The organism is Streptomyces sp. RB17 (genome assembly GCF_009604455.1).
Classification (GTDB): Bacteria; Actinomycetota; Actinomycetes; order Streptomycetales; family Streptomycetaceae; genus Streptomyces.
On sequence record NZ_WEGL01000003.1, the window covers coordinates 183,912 to 201,100 of the forward strand.

18 protein-coding genes are annotated in these 17,189 nt (G+C 70.9%); 9 read left to right on the forward strand and 9 right to left on the reverse strand.

Annotated features, from left to right (window positions below; genetic code table 11):
- Nucleotides 1–143: 143 nt before the first annotated feature.
- The 3 genes from SRB17_RS48070 to SRB17_RS14485 form a co-directional block, all read right to left on the reverse strand.
- Nucleotides 144–239: an Ms4533A family Cys-rich leader peptide gene (locus SRB17_RS48070; RefSeq protein WP_323375518.1), complete on the reverse strand. Its 96-nt coding sequence runs from the start codon at nt 237–239 to the stop codon at nt 144–146.
- A 56-nt stretch (nt 240–295) separates the two neighbouring features.
- A complete protein-coding gene (locus tag SRB17_RS48480) occupies nt 296–1,336 on the reverse strand; it encodes a DUF3152 domain-containing protein (protein ID WP_416237055.1) in 1,041 nt (346 codons plus the stop codon).
- A gap of 697 nt (nt 1,337–2,033) precedes the next feature.
- Complete coding sequence (locus SRB17_RS14485) at nt 2,034–3,038, reverse strand: alpha/beta fold hydrolase (RefSeq protein ID WP_153538661.1); 1,005 nt, start codon at nt 3,036–3,038, stop codon at nt 2,034–2,036.
- Nucleotides 3,039–3,261: 223 nt separating this feature from the next.
- On the opposite strand from SRB17_RS14485, the gene SRB17_RS14490 reads away from it, so the two are divergent.
- The 4 genes from SRB17_RS14490 (at nt 3,262) to SRB17_RS14505 (ending at nt 5,105) form a co-directional block, all read left to right on the forward strand.
- A complete protein-coding gene (locus SRB17_RS14490) occupies nt 3,262–3,486 on the forward strand; it encodes a hypothetical protein (protein WP_153538662.1) in 225 nt (74 codons plus the stop codon).
- Between the two features lie 179 nt (nt 3,487–3,665).
- Nucleotides 3,666–4,307: a TetR/AcrR family transcriptional regulator gene (locus SRB17_RS14495; RefSeq protein WP_323375521.1), complete on the forward strand. Its 642-nt coding sequence runs from the start codon at nt 3,666–3,668 to the stop codon at nt 4,305–4,307.
- A gap of 134 nt (nt 4,308–4,441) precedes the next feature.
- On the forward strand, nt 4,442–4,669 hold the full coding sequence (locus SRB17_RS14500) for a DUF3107 domain-containing protein (RefSeq protein WP_323375523.1): 228 nt from the start codon (nt 4,442–4,444) through the stop codon (nt 4,667–4,669).
- 169 nt (nt 4,670–4,838) lie between these two features.
- Entirely contained in the window at nt 4,839–5,105 is a 267-nt protein-coding gene (locus tag SRB17_RS14505) for a hypothetical protein (RefSeq protein ID WP_153538666.1), read from the forward strand.
- Nucleotides 5,106–5,229: 124 nt separating this feature from the next.
- Here SRB17_RS14505 and SRB17_RS14510 read toward each other — a convergent pair whose 3' ends face one another.
- The gene (locus SRB17_RS14510) at nt 5,230–5,976 is read right to left on the reverse strand and encodes a ferritin-like fold-containing protein (protein WP_153538668.1); all 747 of its coding nucleotides are present in this window, start codon (nt 5,974–5,976) and stop codon (nt 5,230–5,232) included.
- Between the two features lie 406 nt (nt 5,977–6,382).
- Between SRB17_RS14510 and SRB17_RS14515 the strand changes: the two genes are divergently transcribed.
- Both SRB17_RS14515 and SRB17_RS14520 read left to right on the forward strand, forming a co-directional pair.
- A complete protein-coding gene (locus tag SRB17_RS14515; RefSeq protein WP_228396072.1) occupies nt 6,383–8,812 on the forward strand; it encodes a DEAD/DEAH box helicase in 2,430 nt (809 codons plus the stop codon).
- A 185-nt stretch (nt 8,813–8,997) separates the two neighbouring features.
- Nucleotides 8,998–9,879: an alpha/beta fold hydrolase gene (locus SRB17_RS14520; RefSeq protein WP_153538672.1), complete on the forward strand. Its 882-nt coding sequence runs from the start codon at nt 8,998–9,000 to the stop codon at nt 9,877–9,879.
- Here the strand turns inward: SRB17_RS14520 and SRB17_RS14525 are convergent.
- Nucleotides 9,876–10,781: an NYN domain-containing protein gene (locus SRB17_RS14525; RefSeq protein ID WP_153539661.1), complete on the reverse strand. Its 906-nt coding sequence runs from the start codon at nt 10,779–10,781 to the stop codon at nt 9,876–9,878. The genes SRB17_RS14520 and SRB17_RS14525 overlap by 4 nt on opposite strands.
- A 206-nt stretch (nt 10,782–10,987) precedes the next feature.
- Here SRB17_RS14525 and SRB17_RS45400 point away from each other — a divergent pair, with 206 nt between their 5' ends.
- Nucleotides 10,988–11,140: a hypothetical protein gene (locus tag SRB17_RS45400; RefSeq protein ID WP_194294011.1), complete on the forward strand. Its 153-nt coding sequence runs from the start codon at nt 10,988–10,990 to the stop codon at nt 11,138–11,140.
- Nucleotides 11,141–11,195: 55 nt separating this feature from the next.
- Here the strand turns inward: SRB17_RS45400 and SRB17_RS14530 are convergent, their stop codons facing one another.
- The 3 genes from SRB17_RS14530 to SRB17_RS14540 all read right to left on the reverse strand — a co-directional run bounded on the left by SRB17_RS14530 (nt 11,196) and on the right by SRB17_RS14540 (nt 13,555).
- The gene (locus SRB17_RS14530) at nt 11,196–11,801 is read right to left on the reverse strand and encodes a MarC family protein (RefSeq protein WP_153538675.1); all 606 of its coding nucleotides are present in this window, start codon (nt 11,799–11,801) and stop codon (nt 11,196–11,198) included.
- 62 nt (nt 11,802–11,863) lie between these two features.
- Nucleotides 11,864–12,721: a PHP domain-containing protein gene (locus SRB17_RS14535; protein ID WP_323375527.1), complete on the reverse strand. Its 858-nt coding sequence runs from the start codon at nt 12,719–12,721 to the stop codon at nt 11,864–11,866.
- A 192-nt stretch (nt 12,722–12,913) separates the two neighbouring features.
- Nucleotides 12,914–13,555 carry a DUF6758 family protein gene (locus SRB17_RS14540; RefSeq protein WP_153538679.1) on the reverse strand — a complete coding sequence of 214 codons (642 nt, stop codon included), beginning with the start codon at nt 13,553–13,555 and terminating at the stop codon, nt 12,914–12,916.
- A 117-nt stretch (nt 13,556–13,672) separates the two neighbouring features.
- Here SRB17_RS14540 and SRB17_RS14545 point away from each other — a divergent pair, with 117 nt between their 5' ends.
- Nucleotides 13,673–14,908, forward strand: a complete 1,236-nt coding sequence (locus SRB17_RS14545) for an MFS transporter (protein ID WP_153538681.1) — start codon at nt 13,673–13,675, stop codon at nt 14,906–14,908.
- A 41-nt stretch (nt 14,909–14,949) separates the two neighbouring features.
- Here the strand turns inward: SRB17_RS14545 and SRB17_RS14550 are convergent, their stop codons facing one another.
- Nucleotides 14,950–15,534 carry a suppressor of fused domain protein gene (locus tag SRB17_RS14550; protein WP_153538683.1) on the reverse strand — a complete coding sequence of 195 codons (585 nt, stop codon included), beginning with the start codon at nt 15,532–15,534 and terminating at the stop codon, nt 14,950–14,952.
- A gap of 502 nt (nt 15,535–16,036) precedes the next feature.
- On the opposite strand from SRB17_RS14550, the gene SRB17_RS14555 reads away from it, so the two are divergent.
- Entirely contained in the window at nt 16,037–17,167 is a 1,131-nt protein-coding gene (locus SRB17_RS14555; protein ID WP_153538685.1) for a magnesium and cobalt transport protein CorA, read from the forward strand.
- The last annotated feature ends 22 nt before the right edge of the window (nt 17,168–17,189 follow it).

Sequence of the window (17,189 nt, forward strand, 5' to 3'; positions counted from 1 at the left end):
CTCTCGGATACTGAGACTGATGGACGAGGAGTGAGACGACTGCGGGCAGACGTCAGCCCCGGCGTCGGGTCGTCGAAAAGTCCGTGACTCACTTACGGACGCAAAAGAGAAAAAGAGTCGCGACGCGAACGCCAGGGGCGGCGTCAGCGACAGTGGATGTCGGCCACGCAGAGTGCGGTCACGCCGATGAGCGCCAGCTCGATGGCGGCGCTGTCGGAGGCGGCATGACTAGACCACATGCACAGGAATATGAACGACCTTGCGGCTCATGTCAATGTGGCATAAGCGGCTCCTGTCAACTCCTGGGATACGGCCAGGGGTTGGGCAGGCAGTGGATTCCGTCATGGTCGAGGAACTTGGTCTGCTGCTGCATGACAGGGGCGAGTTCGCCGTCCTTCTGGCACGTCACATGACCGTGACCGAGCCGGTGGCCGACCTCATGGTTGATCAACATCTGCCGGTAGGCGTGGATTTTGTCCCCATATGTCTTGCTGCCCTGGGCCCACCTGTATGCATTGATCATCACTCGTTCGGTGGCGGCCGAGTCGCAGGAGACGTTGTCCTCCGCGGTGTCGAGCCCGGACTTGGCGCACCACTTGGCGGTCGTACCGGGGCTGGCAAGCGTGATCACGAAGTCGGGTTTGCCGGAGGAGATCCGCTCGAAGGTGCGGGCGCCGTGGTGGGCCCAACTGCGGTCGTCGTTCAGGGTCTTCTGCACGGCCTCGGCGAAGAGTGCGCCGTCCAGGCCGAGTCCCTGCTCGATGTCGACGCGGTAGGTGTACTTCTGTCCCGTGCCGGGTGCCTTGTCGAAACCGGGCACGGCGTCGAACTTCCCCGGGCCCTTCAGCGTGGCGCTGAGCGGGTACTTCCGGTCCATCTTCTGCTCGTACGACAGCGTGACCGTGCCGGGCGAGGCGGACGGGGTCCCACCGCCGGGGGTACGGGCGTCCCGGGCCCGGTCGGTGGCGGAGCTCGGCTGTCCACCGGCGTCGTGGTGCGACCCGGTCACCTGACCGGCGACGACCACCGCGAGCACGGTGGTGACGGCGGCCGCCGCGATTCCGGTGAAGGCCCGTCCCTTGCCGCCGGAGCGCTGCGCGGGCAGGCCGACGGAGGGCTGCGCGGAGGGGTCGGCCGGGGGTGCGTCGGCGGCGTCCGCCTCCGGCGCGTCGGCCGGGTGTTCCTCGGCGGGGCGAGGCGTGCCCGGGCGGGGCGCGAAGACGTCGATGTCGTCGTCGAGGCCGACGCCGCCGCGCCCGGCGGCGAAGGCGTCGAGGTATTCCTGCCGGGGCCCGGACCCGTCGCCCGGGCCGGCCGACCGCTGCGGTGGAAGCACGACACCGGGACCGGCCGCCCTCGCGAACTCACCCCAACCACCACCGGCTTCCCGCTGCTCGGGGTGCCCACCACGCGTGGGAGCCCCCTCACGAAGCCGGGGGACACCGTGCGCGGGGGTGCCATCCGGCAGACGGGGCATGCCGTGTGCCGGGGTGCCGTCCGGCAGACGCGGCACACCAGGCATGGGGGTGCCATCAGGGAAGCGGGGCACACCGCGCGCCGGAGTGCCCTCGCCGTAACGCGGTGCTCCCTGCCCCGGCGTGCCGTCAGGGAACCTCGGGACACCGCGCACGGGCGCCCCGTCCGGCAGACGCGGCACGCCCTGCACAGGGGTGCCGTCCGGAAGCCGGGGGACACCGTGTGCGGGCGTCCCGTCGGGCAGACGCGGCACACCATGCGCGGGCACGCCATGCGCGGGCGTGCCGTCCGCGAACCGCGGCATCCCACGCGCCGGAGTCCCCTCCGCGAACCGCGGCACGCCCTGGGCGGGTGGTCCGGGTGGGAACGGCTGCGGTTGTTGCGGGCCCTGCGGCGGGTATCCGGCGTCGGTGCCGGCGCCGGACGGCGGTGCCTGTCGTTGGCCGGGCAGGCGTGGCTGCCCGTCTCGGGTGGCGCTCGCCCGACTGGCGGCGCTTATGGCCGCGGAGTCGTTCTTCGCGGACGGGCCGCGGCGGCTGTGGCGTCCCACTCCGGCCTCAGCTCCCCGTACCCGAGTCGGTGGCGGCGCCCCCGGTGTCCCCGGCACCCCCGGTGTCCCCGAGGAGTTCCCGGAACGCCGTGGCCACCACGTCCGGGTACTCCATCATCGCCACGTGCCCGGCGTCCGGCAGGGAGAGCAGGCGCGAGTCCGGGAAGGCGCGGGCGGCCCGGCGGGCCATGCGGAAGCCGACCAGCTGGTCGCGGCCACCGTAGATCAGCAGGGTCGGCGCGAGCACACGCTCGGCCTGGCGCCACAGCCCGTGCTGTCCGCCGAGCGTGTAGGCGTTGACGATCCCACGCGCGGAGCGGGCCATCGCGTCCCAGAAGTACGGCAGCTGCAGCCGCCGCTCCAGTTCCTCCACGGCGTGCTGGAACGCCTCGGGCGACACCCGCCCGGGGTCGCCGTAACAGAGCCCCAGGACCCCGCGCACCCGCTGCTCGGCCGTCCACTCCTTGGTGAACCGTGTGAACAGGGCGGCGACACCCGGCACGCCGAGCAGTGCGGTCGGCGCCGCGGTGCGCTGGATGCGCAGCTCCGGCAGGGCCGGCGACACGAGCGTGAGCGTACGGACGAGGTCGGGGCGTACGGCGGCCACGCGCGTGGTGACCGCGCCGCCGAGCGAGTTGCCGAAGAGGTGGACCGGGCCGCGCCCGGCCGCGTCGAGATAGCGGATCACCGCGCGCGCGTGCCCGGTGACGGAGTAGTTGCCGTCGTCCGGGGGCGGGGAGTCGCCGAAGCCCGGCAGGTCGACCGCCTCGCTGTCGACGACGCGGTCCAGCTCGGCCATCAGTGACGACCAGTTCTGCGAGGAGCCGCCGAGCCCGTGGACGTACAGCGCGGGCGGCAGGCCCTCGCGCGCGGGGCGGCGGGACCGGATCGACAGGGTGACTCCGGGCAGCCCCACTGACCGCAGCCGCTCGCCCTCGCCGACCCTGACGGGCGCCACCCTGGGAAGGGCACTGCTGGCGGCCGGCACGGACGGCGACTCGGTCGAAGACATGCGGCAATGTTACGAGGTGATCACGCCGTGGCTCATGTGTTCGCCGTCACAGAGTGAACCATGGGGCACGGGTGAACCGGAACCGGACCGGGAGCCGGACCGGTCGGCTACGAACGGACGAGACGGCATGGCGTCCGGTTCCGCTGTCTCCTAGGCTCGTACAGAGGGCACCCGCATGTGGCCCCTGCTTCTTCCAGGGACATTCGTAGGAAGGGAGCCCACCATGGCCTACGACCCCACCGAACCCGACACGATCGAGGACCTGGAGGCTGACACGGTCCCGGAGACCGACGTCGAAGCCAACGAGGTGGACGCCGCCGAGCAGCACGCCGACATCAATCCGGACCGTGACGACCCCATGACGGGCGTGGATCCGGACCGTGGGAACGAGGCCGATCTGGTCGAACAGGCGCGTGTGGTCACGCTCGACGAGGACGACTACCGCTGACCTTGCGGGGACTCCCGCGGCCCCACGAGGAACCCGCCCGGCTCGCGCGGAGCCCGCCTGCGGCTTTCGTCGCCGTCCGGTACGTGAAATTCTGCGCTCGCACCGCGCACACCACGGTTACCGAAAAGTACGATGGCCGCGCGGCTGACACTGCGATATGGACGACTTTGGGAGGCGGCGTGACAGCCATCGAGCAAACTGAGGCGGCCCGCCCACGTGGCACCCGTCTGCCGCGCCGAGCCCGACGGAACCAATTGCTGGGCGCCGCCCAGGAGGTTTTCGTCGCGCAGGGCTACCACGCGGCGGCGATGGACGACATCGCCGAGCGGGCGGGCGTGAGCAAGCCGGTGCTCTACCAGCACTTCCCCGGCAAGCTCGACCTCTACCTCGCCCTGCTGGACCAGCACTGCGAGTCGCTGATCCAGGCGGTGCGCAACGCACTGGCGTCGACGACCGACAACAAGCAGCGTGTCCGGGCGACCATGGACGCCTACTTCGCCTACGTCGAGGACGACGGCGGCGCCTTCCGGCTGGTCTTCGAGTCGGACCTGACGAACGAGCCTGCCGTCCGCCAGCGCGTCGACAAGGTCACCAACGACTGCGCCGAGGCGATCTGCGACGTCATCGCCGAGGACACGGGCCTGTCGCGCGCGGAGTCGATGCTGCTCGCCTCCGGCCTCGGCGGTCTCGCCCAGGTGGTGGCCCGTTCCTGGCTGCACAGCGACCGCAGCGTGCCGCGCGACCAGGCGGTGCAGCTGCTGACCTCGCTGGCCTGGCGGGGCATCGCCGGATTCCCGCTGCACGGCACCGAACACCACTGACGGCCGTTTGTTCCCATTCGCTGTTCGCTGACGGCGTTCCGGCCCGTGGCGTGCAGGTCCTCTCACCGGACTAATGTGTGCTGGGTACGGCGCGGAAGATCGCGCACATCACTGACCGTCGGAGGGACATAGCCGTGGAGGTCAAGATCGGCGTGCAGTACGCGCCCCGCGAGATCGTTCTGGAGAGCGGTCAGAGCGTCGAGGAGGTCGAGCGCCTGGTGTCCGAGGCGCTGTCCGGCAAGACGCAGTTGCTGACCCTCCAGGACGAGAAGGGCCGCAAGGTCCTGGTGCCGACGGACCGCCTGGCGTACGTGGAGATCGGCGAGCCGACCGTGCGCAAGGTGGGGTTCGGCGCGCTGTAGGCCGACGTCGTGGGAAGGGCCCGGCGGCCGTGTGCCGCCGGGCCCTTCCACTTGTGCGGTGCACACGGTTGGAGCACAACTCCTCCACGGCGGAGGATTGCACTCCGCAGGTCACGGGTATGACGGGCTACGACCGTCAAGGCAGACGTGCCGTGGGAGGGACCCGGAGATGATCCTGGAAGCGCTCGCATCCGCTGTGCTGGGTCTCGTCCTCGCCTGGGCGGCGTCGTACCGCCTGTCCCACCGCCTGCCGGCCCGCCCGCTGGTGCTCTGCACGGGCATCGCCGGCGCCCTCTTCGGCGACTTCGTCACCCACACCGCCCTCGGCCCCGGCACCGCCTGGCTGAGCCTCCTCGGCGCCGCGGCCATCTCGGCGGCTTCCCTGTCCCTGCTCATCCGCCCGGCAGGAAGACTGCGCCGATCAGCGACGGCGTAGCAACGGCACCTTCGCAGCGGGGGCGAGCAGCAACCCCTAGGGGCGCGGGGAACTGCGCGACCAGCCCCCACGCACCCGCAGCCGCGAGCATCCCCGCAACCACCCCCCAGAGCGCACCCGGCTCTCAGGCCGCGAGGCCCAGCGCAGCCATTCGCTTGGTGTGCGCCTCGGTGATCCGCGAGAACATCTTTCCGACCTCCGCGAGGTCGAACCCGTCGGCCACCCCGCCCACGAGCATCGTCGACAGTGCGTCCCGGTCGGCGACCACCCGCTGGGACTGCGACAGCGCCTCGCCCATCAGCCGCCGCGCCCACAGCGCCAGTCGGCCCCCGACCCGCGGGTCGGCGTCGATGGCGGCCCGCACCTTCTCCACCGCGAACCCGGCGTGCCCGGTGTCGTCGAGAACGGCGAGAACCAGCTCCCGGGTGTCGGAGTCGAGGCGCGCCGCGACCTCCCGGTAGAAGTCGCTCGCGATCGAGTCGCCGACGTACGCCTTGACCAGGCCCTCCAGCCAGTCCGAGGGCGCGGTCTGCTTGTGGAAGCCGTCGAGCGCGGCGACGAACGGGTCCATCGCGGCCGTCGGCTCCTCGCCGATCTCGGTCAGCCGGTTCCGCAGCCGCTCGAAGTGGTGGAACTCGGCCGAGGCCATCTTCGCCAGCTCCGCCTTGTCCGCGAGGGTGGGCGCGAGCTTCGCGTCCTCCGCGAGCCGCTCGAACGCCGCCAGCTCCCCGTACGCGAGCGCGCCGAGCAGGTCCACGACGGCGGCGCGGTACTGCGGATCGGCGGAGGCCTGCGCCCAGTCCTGGGCGGCGACACCGGTGGGTTGGGCGGAGGCGGCGGACGCGTTCTCAGGCTTGTCAGAGCTAGTCATGAGGCGCACAATAGCCCGCTTGCGTGGCGTCGGAAGGTCCCTGTGGATCAGTGTGACCACCACGACGTGACCAAATCGGCCATCGCATGTGCGCGAATCCGGGGTATGGTGGTAATGCGCCTGCGAGAGTGCGTCGACGGTGTTCGACGTCTCGGAACAGGGCGCACGCATGAGGATGCCCGGTCGGTGGCCCGATCGGCTCCGACCCGACAGCCCTCCCTGGCCGTACGGCACAGTACGTACGACGACCGGAGGGACACCCTCAGCGGTACGAGCGCTAGAGCGTCGGCAGTGGTCCCGTGTCATACGGCTTGCCCTGAGTGGCTCGCCCGTACGGCGGCCGACGTCCCCGGCACGGTCGCACATGACCCCCGCGCTCGCCTCGCGCCGCGCACACAGAAGAGGCATGACCCTGACTACCACGTTTCGAGACCTCGGAATCCTTCCCGAGACGGCCGAGGCCCTGGAGGCCGTCGGCATCATCACTCCCTTCCCCATCCAGGAGATGACGCTCCCCGTCGCCCTGTCCGGCACGGACGTCATCGGCCAGGCCAAGACCGGCACCGGCAAGACGCTGGGCTTCGGTCTTCCGCTCCTGGAGCGCGTCACCGTCCCCGCCGACGTAGAGGCCGGACGCGCCGCCCCCGAATCCCTCACCGACGCCCCGCAGGCGCTCGTCGTCGTCCCCACGCGCGAGCTGTGCACCCAGGTCACCAACGACCTGCTGACGGCGGGCAAGGTCCGTAACGTACGCGTGACCGCGATCTACGGCGGCCGGGCCTACGAGCCCCAGGTGGAGGCCCTGAAGAAGGGCGTCGACGTGGTCGTCGGCACCCCGGGCCGCCTCCTCGACCTCGCGGGCCAGAAGAAGCTGAACCTGAAGCACGTCAAGTGCCTGGTCCTCGACGAGGCCGACGAGATGCTCGACCTGGGCTTCCTGCCCGACGTCGAGAAGATCATCGACATGCTGCCGGTCAAGCGCCAGACCATGCTGTTCTCGGCGACCATGCCGGGCGCGGTCATCGGCCTCGCGCGCCGCTACATGTCCCGGCCCACGCACATCCGCGCCACCGCGCCGGACGACGAGGGCGCGACGGTCGCGAACATCAAGCAGTTCGTCTACCGCGCGCACAACATGGACAAGCCGGAGATGGTCGCCCGCATCCTGCAGGCCGACGGCCGCGGGCTCGCGATGATCTTCTGCCGTACGAAGCGCACGGCCGCCGACATCGCCGAGCAGCTCCAGCAGCGCGGTTTCGCCTCAGGCGCGGTCCACGGCGACCTCGGCCAGGGCGCGCGCGAGCAGGCGCTGCGCGCCTTCCGCAACGGCAAGGTCGACGTCCTGGTCTGCACCGACGTCGCCGCGCGCGGCATCGACGTCGAGGGCGTGACCCACGTCATCAACTACCAGTCCCCCGAGGACGAGAAGACGTACCTGCACCGGGTCGGCCGTACGGGCCGCGCGGGCGCCAAGGGTACGGCGATCACGTTCGTCGACTGGGACGACATCCCGCGCTGGCAGCTGATCAACAAGGCGCTGGAGCTGGACTTCAACGACCCGGTGGAGACGTACTCCTCCTCCCCGCACCTGTTCTCCGACCTCGGCATCCCCGCGGGCACCAAGGGCGTCCTGCCGCGCTCGGAGCGGACCCGTGCCGGTCTGGAAGCGGAGGAGCTGGAGGACCTCGGCGAGACCGGCGGGCGTGGCGCTCGCGGCCGCGGCCGTGGTGGCCGGGACGAGCGTGGTGGCCGGGACGAGCGTCGTGGCCGTCCCGAGTCCGGCACCGCCGAGCGCGAGCGTACGGACCGTACGCCGCGCCGTCGCCGCCGCACCCGTGGCGGGGCGCCGCTCGACGCCGGCGCGGCCACTGCGGTGCCGGCGTCCGAGTCGGGCGCCGCGGAGGCCACCGGCGTGGAGGAGCCGAGCGCTTCCCGCACGCTGCGCCGCCGTCGCCGTACGCGCGGCGGGGGATCGGCGCAGCCGGTGACGACGGCCGCCGAGGCCGCCGTCGAGTCGGTGGCCACGGCGGAGGGCCCGGCCCAGCTGGAGACCCCTGAGCCCCAGGAGACCCACGAGTCCGCGGAGACCCCTGTGGCCCCGGAGAAGCCGCGCCGCCGCCGTACCCGCAAGTCGGCGGAGTCGGCCGCGCCCGGCACGGCGCCCGAGGCCACCGCGTCCGAAACGCCGGAGCCGGAGACGGCGCCTGTGGAGGCCGCGCCCGTGGAGGCGCCGGAGGCCAAGCCGCGCCGCCGCACCCGCAAGACGGCCGAGCCCGCCGCCGAGACGGCCGTCGCCACGGCCGAGGGCACGGAAGCGAAGCCGCGCCGCACGCGGAAGACGGCCGCCGCCACCCCGGAGACGACCGAGGCGGCACCGGCGGACACGGAGGCGGAGCCCAAGCCCCGCCGCACCCGCAAGAAGGCCGCCACCGCCCCGGAGACGACCGAGGCCCCCGAGGCCGAGGCCAAGCCCCGCCGCACCCGCAAGACGGCCGCCGCGGCCGAGCCCGCCGCCGAGACGGCCGTCGCCACGGCCGAAGGCACGGAAGCCAAGCCCCGCCGCACCCGCAAGAAGGCCGCCACCGCCCCGGAGACGACCGAGGCCCCCGAGGCCGAGGCCAAGCCCCGCCGCACCCGCAAGGCGGCCACCGCGGTCGTCGAGGCGGACGGGGATGCCGAGGTGGCCGCGCCGAAGGTCCGGCGGACCCGCAAGGCCGTCGCCAAGGCGGTCACTGCGGAGATTCCGGCGCAGGCCACCGAGGAGCCGGAGCCGGCGGCCACGCCGCGTCGCCGTACCCGTAAGGCCACGGCTGCCGTCGAGGTCACCGAGGGCTGATCGGCACCAGCCAGCGGCTGCCCGGTCCACAGTGGTGGACCGGGCAGCCGCATTTTCGGCCGCCGCGCCGTTGTGCTGCGGGCCCGTCTCCCGACTGCGGATCCGTTCTGGCCGTTCACGCAGTTCCAGCGACCCGCCCCCGCACAGCCGCACCGCAGGCAAACCCCGCCCGATAACCTCTCCCCATGAGCAGGCCCGCCACCTTCGTCCCGCCCCCCGGTGCCCGTGCGTACGCGCTGCGGACCGCGCGCGGGGAGTTCGCCGTCGTCGACGCTCCCGTGGCCGACGGGGTGGAGCCCCGAGGGGTGGCACTGTTGCTGCCGGGGTTCACGGGGAGCAAGGAGGACTTCAATCCGCTGCACGTGCCGCTCGCGCGGCGCGGGTACCGGACCGTGGCCGTGGACGGACGCGGGCAGTACGAGTCGGACGGGCCGGAGACCGACGAATCGGCTTACGCGCAGCAGGAGTTGGCGCGGGACGTGCTGGCGCAGGCGGCGGCGCTCGGGGAGCCGGTGCATCTGCTGGGGCACTCCCTCGGCGGGCAGATCTCGCGCGCGGCCGTACTGATCGACCACACACCCTTCCGGTCTCTCACCCTCATGGCCTCCGGCCCCGCGCAGATCTCGGAACCCCAGCAGCAGCGCGTGAAGCTGCTGCGGGACGCCCTCGCGGTGATGACCATGGGCCAGGTGTGGGACGCGATGCGGGCGATGGAGACGCCCGAGGAGACCGAGACGGCGGCGCTCGACGGCGGCCTCGACGACCGCGACGACCTGCAGCGCCGCTGGCTGGGCACCAGGCCCGCCCAACTCATCGCCACCGGGCGCCAGTTGTGCGTGGAACCGGACCGGGTCACGGAACTGGCCGCGCTGCCACTGCCGTTCCACGTCCTGTCCGGCGCGCGGGACGACACCTGGCCGCTGCCCCTGCTGGACGACATGGCGGTACGGCTGAGCGCACGGCGGACGGTGATCGAGAACGCCGAGCACTCCCCCAACACCGACCAGCCCCTCGCCACGGCCCGCGCGATCGCCGACTTCTGGGACACCGCGGCCGAGCAGGGTTAGTACTGCGCCTGCAGATGGTCCCAGAAGCCGTCCCGCAGGGCGCGGCGCAGGTCCGCCTGGCCGCGCAGGGAGTACTGGAGCAGGCCCTCGGCCTCGACCAGCAGGTCCTGGTCGACGGAGCCCGGGAGGTAGGGGTGGCCGGGAAGCAGTTCCACCAGGGCCTCGCGGCCTCGGGAGACGAGCCACTTCGCGGCGATCTGGGCGCCCACGAAACGGACGTCCTCGCGGGTGGGGCGGGTGCCGGCGGTGGCGTCGTAGGCGGCGGCGGTGCGGCGGGAGACGTACGGCTTGAAGAACTCGAGGTCGAGGGTGCGCTGGCTGTCGACCTCCCACAGGAGGGGTTCCGCCTGGTTGCGGCCCTCGGGGGCCTCGATGCCCCACAGGTGGACGCGGGCGCCGTAGCCCTGTGCCGCCTCGACCGCCGAGACCAGGTCCTCGTCGCCGCCCAGCAGGGCGGCGTCGCTGATCGCGCGGTGCCTCGCCAGTGATTCGAGGTCGCTGCGGATCAGGGAATCGACGCCCTTCTGCTGGTTGTTGGCGTTGAGGTTGCCGAGGCGGACCTTGACGTCGGGGAGTTCGGCGATCGACTGCTGCTCGGCGGTGTGGATGCGCCGGCGGGCGCCGTCGTACCAGTACACGCGCAGCAGGCGGCTGTCCGCGAAGACCTGGCGGGCCCGGTCGATGAGGGCCTCGATCAGCCCCTCGGCGTCGAGGTCGAAGGCCCGGCGGTCCTCGGTACCGGCGACCAGCCGGCCCGCCGCCGCGTACAGGTAGCCCGCGTCGACGAAGATCGCGTGGGTGGAGGGCGTCTTCGCCACCTCGGCGAGCATGCGTTCCAGCAGCTCGTTCGTGCGGTCGATGCGGGCGCCCAGGGCCGCCAGGTCGTCGTTCATCGCCTCCATTGTCCCGGTGGTCACGCTGCGAACACAACCGCTCCCGATCGGTTCCGCACCCTCCGCTTACCAGTCAGTAATTAGTTGTTCGAAAAATTTCTTTAGCGTAGGGAATGTTTGTAACAAGCAGCACGTTGACTGCTCACGAGGCCGGAGAACCTCCGGCCCACCAAGTAGTTCTCCTCAGGAGGATGACCAGACGAAGGGAGAAGCCCATGCGCTTCGAAATCATGCGACTCGACGAGGTCGACGGCACCACCGTGGACAGCACCGTCGTGGACGCCGCCTCCGTCAACCGGATCGTTCAGCAGGCCGCCGCCATCGGACAGCGCCTGTGGATCCGCCCGGCCGACACCCAGGCCTCGTAACGCTCACGCGCTGCGCGCCACTCAAGCTTTCCGGGGGAGCCGAGCCGACAACCGTTCAGCTCCCCCGGATGACCTGAGTGATCCCGTTGATGATCTGCTGCACGGCGATCGCGGAGAGCATCATGCCCGCGAGCCGCGTCACCAGCACGACACCGCCGTCCTTGATGACCCGGATGATCAGCAGCGAGTAGCGCATCACCAGCCACAGCACGACATGGATCGCGAGGATCGCGGACCACACCGAGATCTGCGTGGCCACACTGTCGGCCTTCTGCACGGCCAGGATCACGGACACGATCGCACCGGGGCCGGCCAGCAGCGGCATGCCCAGCGGTACGAGCGCCACGTTCACGTCCTTGGTCTGCTTCGGCTCGTCGGTCTTGCCGGTGAGCAGGTCCAGCGCGATCAGCAGAAGCAGCAGACCGCCCGCGATCATCAGCGCGGGGACGGAGACGTGCAGGTAGTCGAGGATCTGGTGGCCCAGGACACCGAAGGTGGCGATGACCCCGCCCGCGACGCACACCGCCTGGAAGGCCATGCGCTTCTGCACCTTGGCCGGACGGCCGGCGGTCAGGGCGAGGAAGATCGGGGTGATCCCAGGGGGATCCATGATGACGAAAAGGGTCAGAAACAGAGAGCCGAAGACGGCGATGTCGAACATGAGGGAAGTACTGGCCTTGCTGGAAAGGGTGAACTACGGGCGCGGACGGGCCCCTGAGGGCCTCAGGCCCCGCCGGTCCCCGGCACGGGAAACGCCCCGGTGGCCCGCCGCGTGATCTCCCCGTACACCTCGGGGTCGGTCGTGTACGCGCCCAGCGCCACGGTCTTGCGGCTGCCGTGGTAGTCCGAGGAGCCCGTGACCAGCAGATCCAGCTCCTTCGCCAGGCCCCGCAGCCGGTCGCGCGCGTCGGCGTCGTGGTCCATGTGATCGACCTCGACGCCGTCCAGACCGGCCTCGGCCAGCTCCGCGATGCGCGCCTCCGGGACCGTACGACCCCGCTTTGCGGCGGCCGGGTGGGCGAACACACAGACCCCGCCCGCGTTCTTGACCAGCCGGATCGCCTCGAAGGGGTCCGTCTCGTGCTTCTCCACGTAGGCGCGGCCGCCGTCGGCCAGCCACTCCTCGGTGAACGCGTCGCTCACCGTCGGTACGACGCCCAGCTCGACCAGCGCCGTCGCGACATGCGGGCGCCCCACGGAACCGCCGGCCGCGATCCGCTCGACCTGCTCCCAGGTGACCGGCACGCCCAGCGCGTTGAGCTTGGCGATCATGCCCTTGGCCCGCGGCACCCGGTCGTCCCGCACCAGCTCACGCTCGGCGAGCAGGGCGGGCTCCGCGGGGTCGAAGAGGTAGGCCAGCATGTGCATGGAGATGCCGTCGACACGGCAGGACAGCTCGGCGCCGGTGACCAGGGTCAGCCCCTCGGGCAGCGCGGCGATCGCCTCGCCGTACCCACGGGTGGTGTCATGGTCGGTCAGCGCGACGACGTCCAGCCCGGCAGCGGCGGCATTGCGCACCAGCTCGGCCGGGGTGTCCGTACCGTCGGAGGCCGTGGAGTGACAGTGCAGATCGATACGCACGCAGACTCCAGGCAGTGACGGACGGAAGGGGACACCTAAGGATAGCCGGGTTTTTGAAGCCCACTGTCACACCCGCACCCGGGAAGCACCCTTTACCGCAACCCCCTCAGGGGCGCGGGGAACTGCACGACCAGCCCATCACGCACCCGCACCCGCACCCGCAAACGGCGAGCCCCCGGCACCCAGTGGGCGCTACGGCCGAAGCAAGCGCGGCGACAACGCCCCGAACGGCACCAGATCCAGCTCCGCCCCCGCGTCCCGCAGATCCGTCAGCACCAGCTCGTCGTACATGAGCAGCCCCGCCTGCTCGGGCCACATCACCGCCCACAGCCACATGCCGAGGGCCTCACCGGCGAAGACTGCCCGGTCGTCGGGGGTGCGGTAGACGTGCCAGAGCGGGGTCGGCCGGCCGGCGGCCAGCACCTTGGCCTGCGGCGGCTTCTCGACGTTCATGTACGACCCCGGGTCCGGGCCGTCGATGCCCGCGTACCGCGCGCCGAGGCCGACGCCCAGTTCCTCGGCGACCAGGATGAGTTCACCCGGGCCGCCCAGTGGGCCGGGGCCGGAACAGGCGACGACGGTCGCACGGCCGCCGCTGCGGTCGTCACCCGCGTAGGCCACGCCCGTGAAGAGCCAGCCGACCGGCAACGGCCAGGGCATCCACAACGGGACGTGCGTGCGGTGCACGACGGCAGCGAGGGCTTCCACACTGGGCGGGATCACGGGCTGCAGCGGATACACCGTGCCGTGTACATCGCACTGCCACGCATCGGCGAAGAGACCGGGCGCCCTGACCCGGCCACCGCACCTCGGGCAACTGGGTTCGCCCCTCATAGGGCTCCACGGTCCTACCCCTGCCCGCCCACGTCAAGGACGATCACCCGTCCGGCAAATTTGATGTAACATACATTAATTAGCAAAGCTAACTTGTCATGGGAGTGGTGAGTACAGATGGACCTGCTGCGGCAGCCCAAGGCGGTCTGGGCCACGGCCGGCGCCTCCGTCGTCGCCTTCATGGGCATCGGACTGGTCGACCCGATCCTGCCGTCGATCGCGCAGGGCCTGCACGCCACCGCCGGCCAGGTGTCCCTGCTGTTCACCTCGTACTTTCTGATCACCGCGGTCGCGATGCTGCTGACCGGGTTCGTCTCCAGCCGCATCGGCGGCCGCAAGACCCTGCTGCTCGGCCTCGCCTTCGTGGTCGTCTTCGCGGGCCTGGCCGGCACCTCGCACAGTGTCGGGCAGCTGGTCGGCTTCCGGGCCGGCTGGGGTCTCGGCAACGCGCTCTTCGTCTCGACCGCGCTCGCGGTGATCGTCGGCGCGGCGGCCGGGGGCAGCGCGGCGGCGATCCTGCTGTACGAGTCCGCGCTCGGCCTCGGCATGGCCTGCGGCCCGCTGCTCGGCGCGATCCTCGGCAACCTCAGCTGGCGCTACCCCTTTTTCGGCACGGCCACGCTGATGGCGATCGGCTTCCTGTGCATCACGGCGTTCCTGAAGGAGCAGCCGAAGCCGGCCCGCAGGACCTCGGTACTCGACCCGCTCAGGGCGCTCGGCCACGGCGGCCTGGCCTCGGCGGCGATCTCGGCGTTCTTCTACAACTACACGTTCTTCACGGTGCTGGCCTTCACGCCGTTCGTACTGGACATGACCCCGTACCGCTCCGGCGCGGTGTTCTTCGCGTGGGGCGTGCTGCTGGCGGTCTTCTCCGTGATCGTTGCGCCGCGCATGCAGGAGCGCTTCGGCTCGCTGAAGGTGCTCGGCGGCTCACTGGTGCTGCTGGCCGCGGACGTGCTGGTCCTCGGCTACGGCGACCACACCACCGCGATCGTCTGCACGATCCTGTCCGGCGCCTTCATCGGCGTGAACAACACTGTCTACACCGAACTGGCCCTCGGCGTGTCGGACGCCCCGCGCCCGGTGGCGAGCGCGGGCTACAACTTCGTCCGCTGGTTCGCGGCCGCCGCCGCGCCCTACTTCGCCCCGAAGATCGAGGAGTGGAGCGACATCCACACCCCGTTCGTGGTGGCAGCGGTCACGGCAGTGCTGGGCGCGGTCGTGGTCCTCGTACGGCGCCGCGCCCTCACGCTCCCCCACTCTCGACCTCGCTCGAGCGGGGGGACCCCCACGGCCGAGGAGCTGGAGACGGCGCACGCCACCGAGGACGGCGTCACTGTCTTTGCCAACTGACCGGATCCAGCCTTGCGTTGGTGAGATCCGTCACTCAGGGATCAGTCGAGCGGGACGGACCTGCGGGCGGGGTCCCTCAGGTCCGTGCCGTTCGCGAGCCACCGCTCCTGCAGGGCCTGGGCGCCGTGCACCCGCTTCCAGGCGGCCTCGTTCGGGGTCATCGGCAGCAGCGGCAGGAACCGTACGGGCTCCATGGGGTCGTCCAGCTCCAGGTCCTCGACCAGGCCGCCGGGCTCACCCACCAGGACCGAGGTGAAGGGGGCGCCGGGCCACAGCGGACCACCGACGTCCAGAGAGCCGCCCGGGGTCACGATCAGGCCCTCGACCTGCGGGGACGCGGCGAGCACGGCGAGCGGGCGGAGCACCTCGTCGGTGTCGGCGAGGCCCGCGCGGACGGAGAGGACCAGCTCGGCGCGGGGGCCCTTGACCGGGTCGGCGAGCGTCGCGGTGGGGTCGGTCATGGGGTGTGCGGACATGCCGAGGGTGGCGTACCGCAGGACGTCCCCCTCCTGGAACCGGAGCACCTCGATGCGGTCCGTGCCGAGGAAGGTGACGGCGGCACGCGCGTCCGGCGCGCCCAGCGCGGTGGTCAACCGTGCCTCGACCAGAGGAAGAACATCAACCATGCGGTGAGCATAGAACTCGTCAGTAGCGGGCAAAGCAGCACCTTGACACATCGGGCGGCTGCTACGCTGAGCCGGTGGTTCGGGGCAGCACGCAGAAGCGTCGCTATCAAGCCCCGACGCCGATAAGACTCCCTTACGAGGGACCGGCCGGAGGAGGTGGGGCTGTCATGGATCGAAGTCGACCGTGCAGTACCACTCGCTCTTCCGCCCGTTGATGTAGTCACTGGCTGGTTTCCGGCTGCTCTACACCTTCCTGTGCGCGTTGCCCTTCGGAAGAGCACTTCGTTTCGCTTTGCCTGATCCGCCTGATCATCCGATCCGTCTGATCACCCGATCTGCCGATCGCATCAGTTCTGCATCAGTAGCGAAGTCGCCACCGCGACGGTGCGGTGCTCCCCGCTTTGTGGACGTGCCAAACATCCCGCAGTCAGGACGTCCCCATTCCGGGTAGTTCCACCCGTCGCCGGCGGTCTTTCGTTGCCTGTCGCGAAGGAGCCTGCCCATGTCGATGATCCGCGACCTGCGCGCCGTGGTCCGTCCGTCCCGCGTCTCGCTGCGCAAGCCCACCAGCACATCGAGCGTGTCGTACGACACCACCCGCGACCCCGCCAGCCCGTCGGCCGTGGTCGACTGCGCCGTCTACCGCGACGGCGTGCGCGTGCGCAGCGACAAGCCGCTGAGCCCGCACGAGGCGATGCGGCTGGTGCGGCGCGACGGCGGCTTCGTGTGGATCGGTCTGCACGAGCCGACCGAGGCCGAATTCGCCGGTATCGCCGCCGAGTTCGGGCTGCACCCGCTGGCCGTGGAGGACGCGGTGCAGGCCCATCAGCGGCCCAAGCTGGAGCGGTACGACGACTCGCTCTTCACCGTCTTCAAGACCATCCACTACGTCGAACACGACCTGCTCACCGCCAACAGCGAGGTGGTGGAGTCCGGCGAGGTCATGTGCTTCACCGGCCGGGACTTCTTCATCACCGTCCGGCACGGCGGCCAGGGCTCGCTCCGGGCGCTCCGGCACCGCCTGCAGGACGACCCGGAGCTGCTCGCCAAGGGTCCCTCGGCGGTACTGCACGCGATCGCCGACCATGTGGTGGACGGCTACATCGCGGTCGCCGACGCGGTGCAGGACGACATCGACGAGGTGGAGACGGAGGTCTTCTCACCGGGCCGCAAGGGCGGGGTGTCCCGTGGCGTGGACTCGGCGCGGATCTACCAACTCAAGCGTGAGGTGCTGGAGTTCAAGCGTGCGGTGGCTCCGTTGCTGCGCCCGATGCAGCTGCTGAGCGAGCGGCCGATGCGGCTGGTCGACCCGGACATCCAGAAGTACTTCCGGGACGTCGCCGACCACCTCGCCCGGGTCCAGGAGCAGGTGCTGGGCTTCGACGAACTCCTCAACTCCATCCTCCAGGCCAACCTGGCGCAGGCGTCCGTCGCGCAGAACGAGGACATGCGCAAGATCACCGCCTGGGCCGCGATCATCGCCGTGCCGACGATGGTGTGCGGTGTGTACGGCATGAACTTCAGGTACATGCCCGAGCTGCACTGGAAGTACGGCTACCCGGTGATCATGGGCATCACGGTCGCCATCTGTCTCGGCATCCACCGCACGCTGAAGCGCAACGGCTGGCTGTGAGCGGGCGCTGGATAGGGTGGGC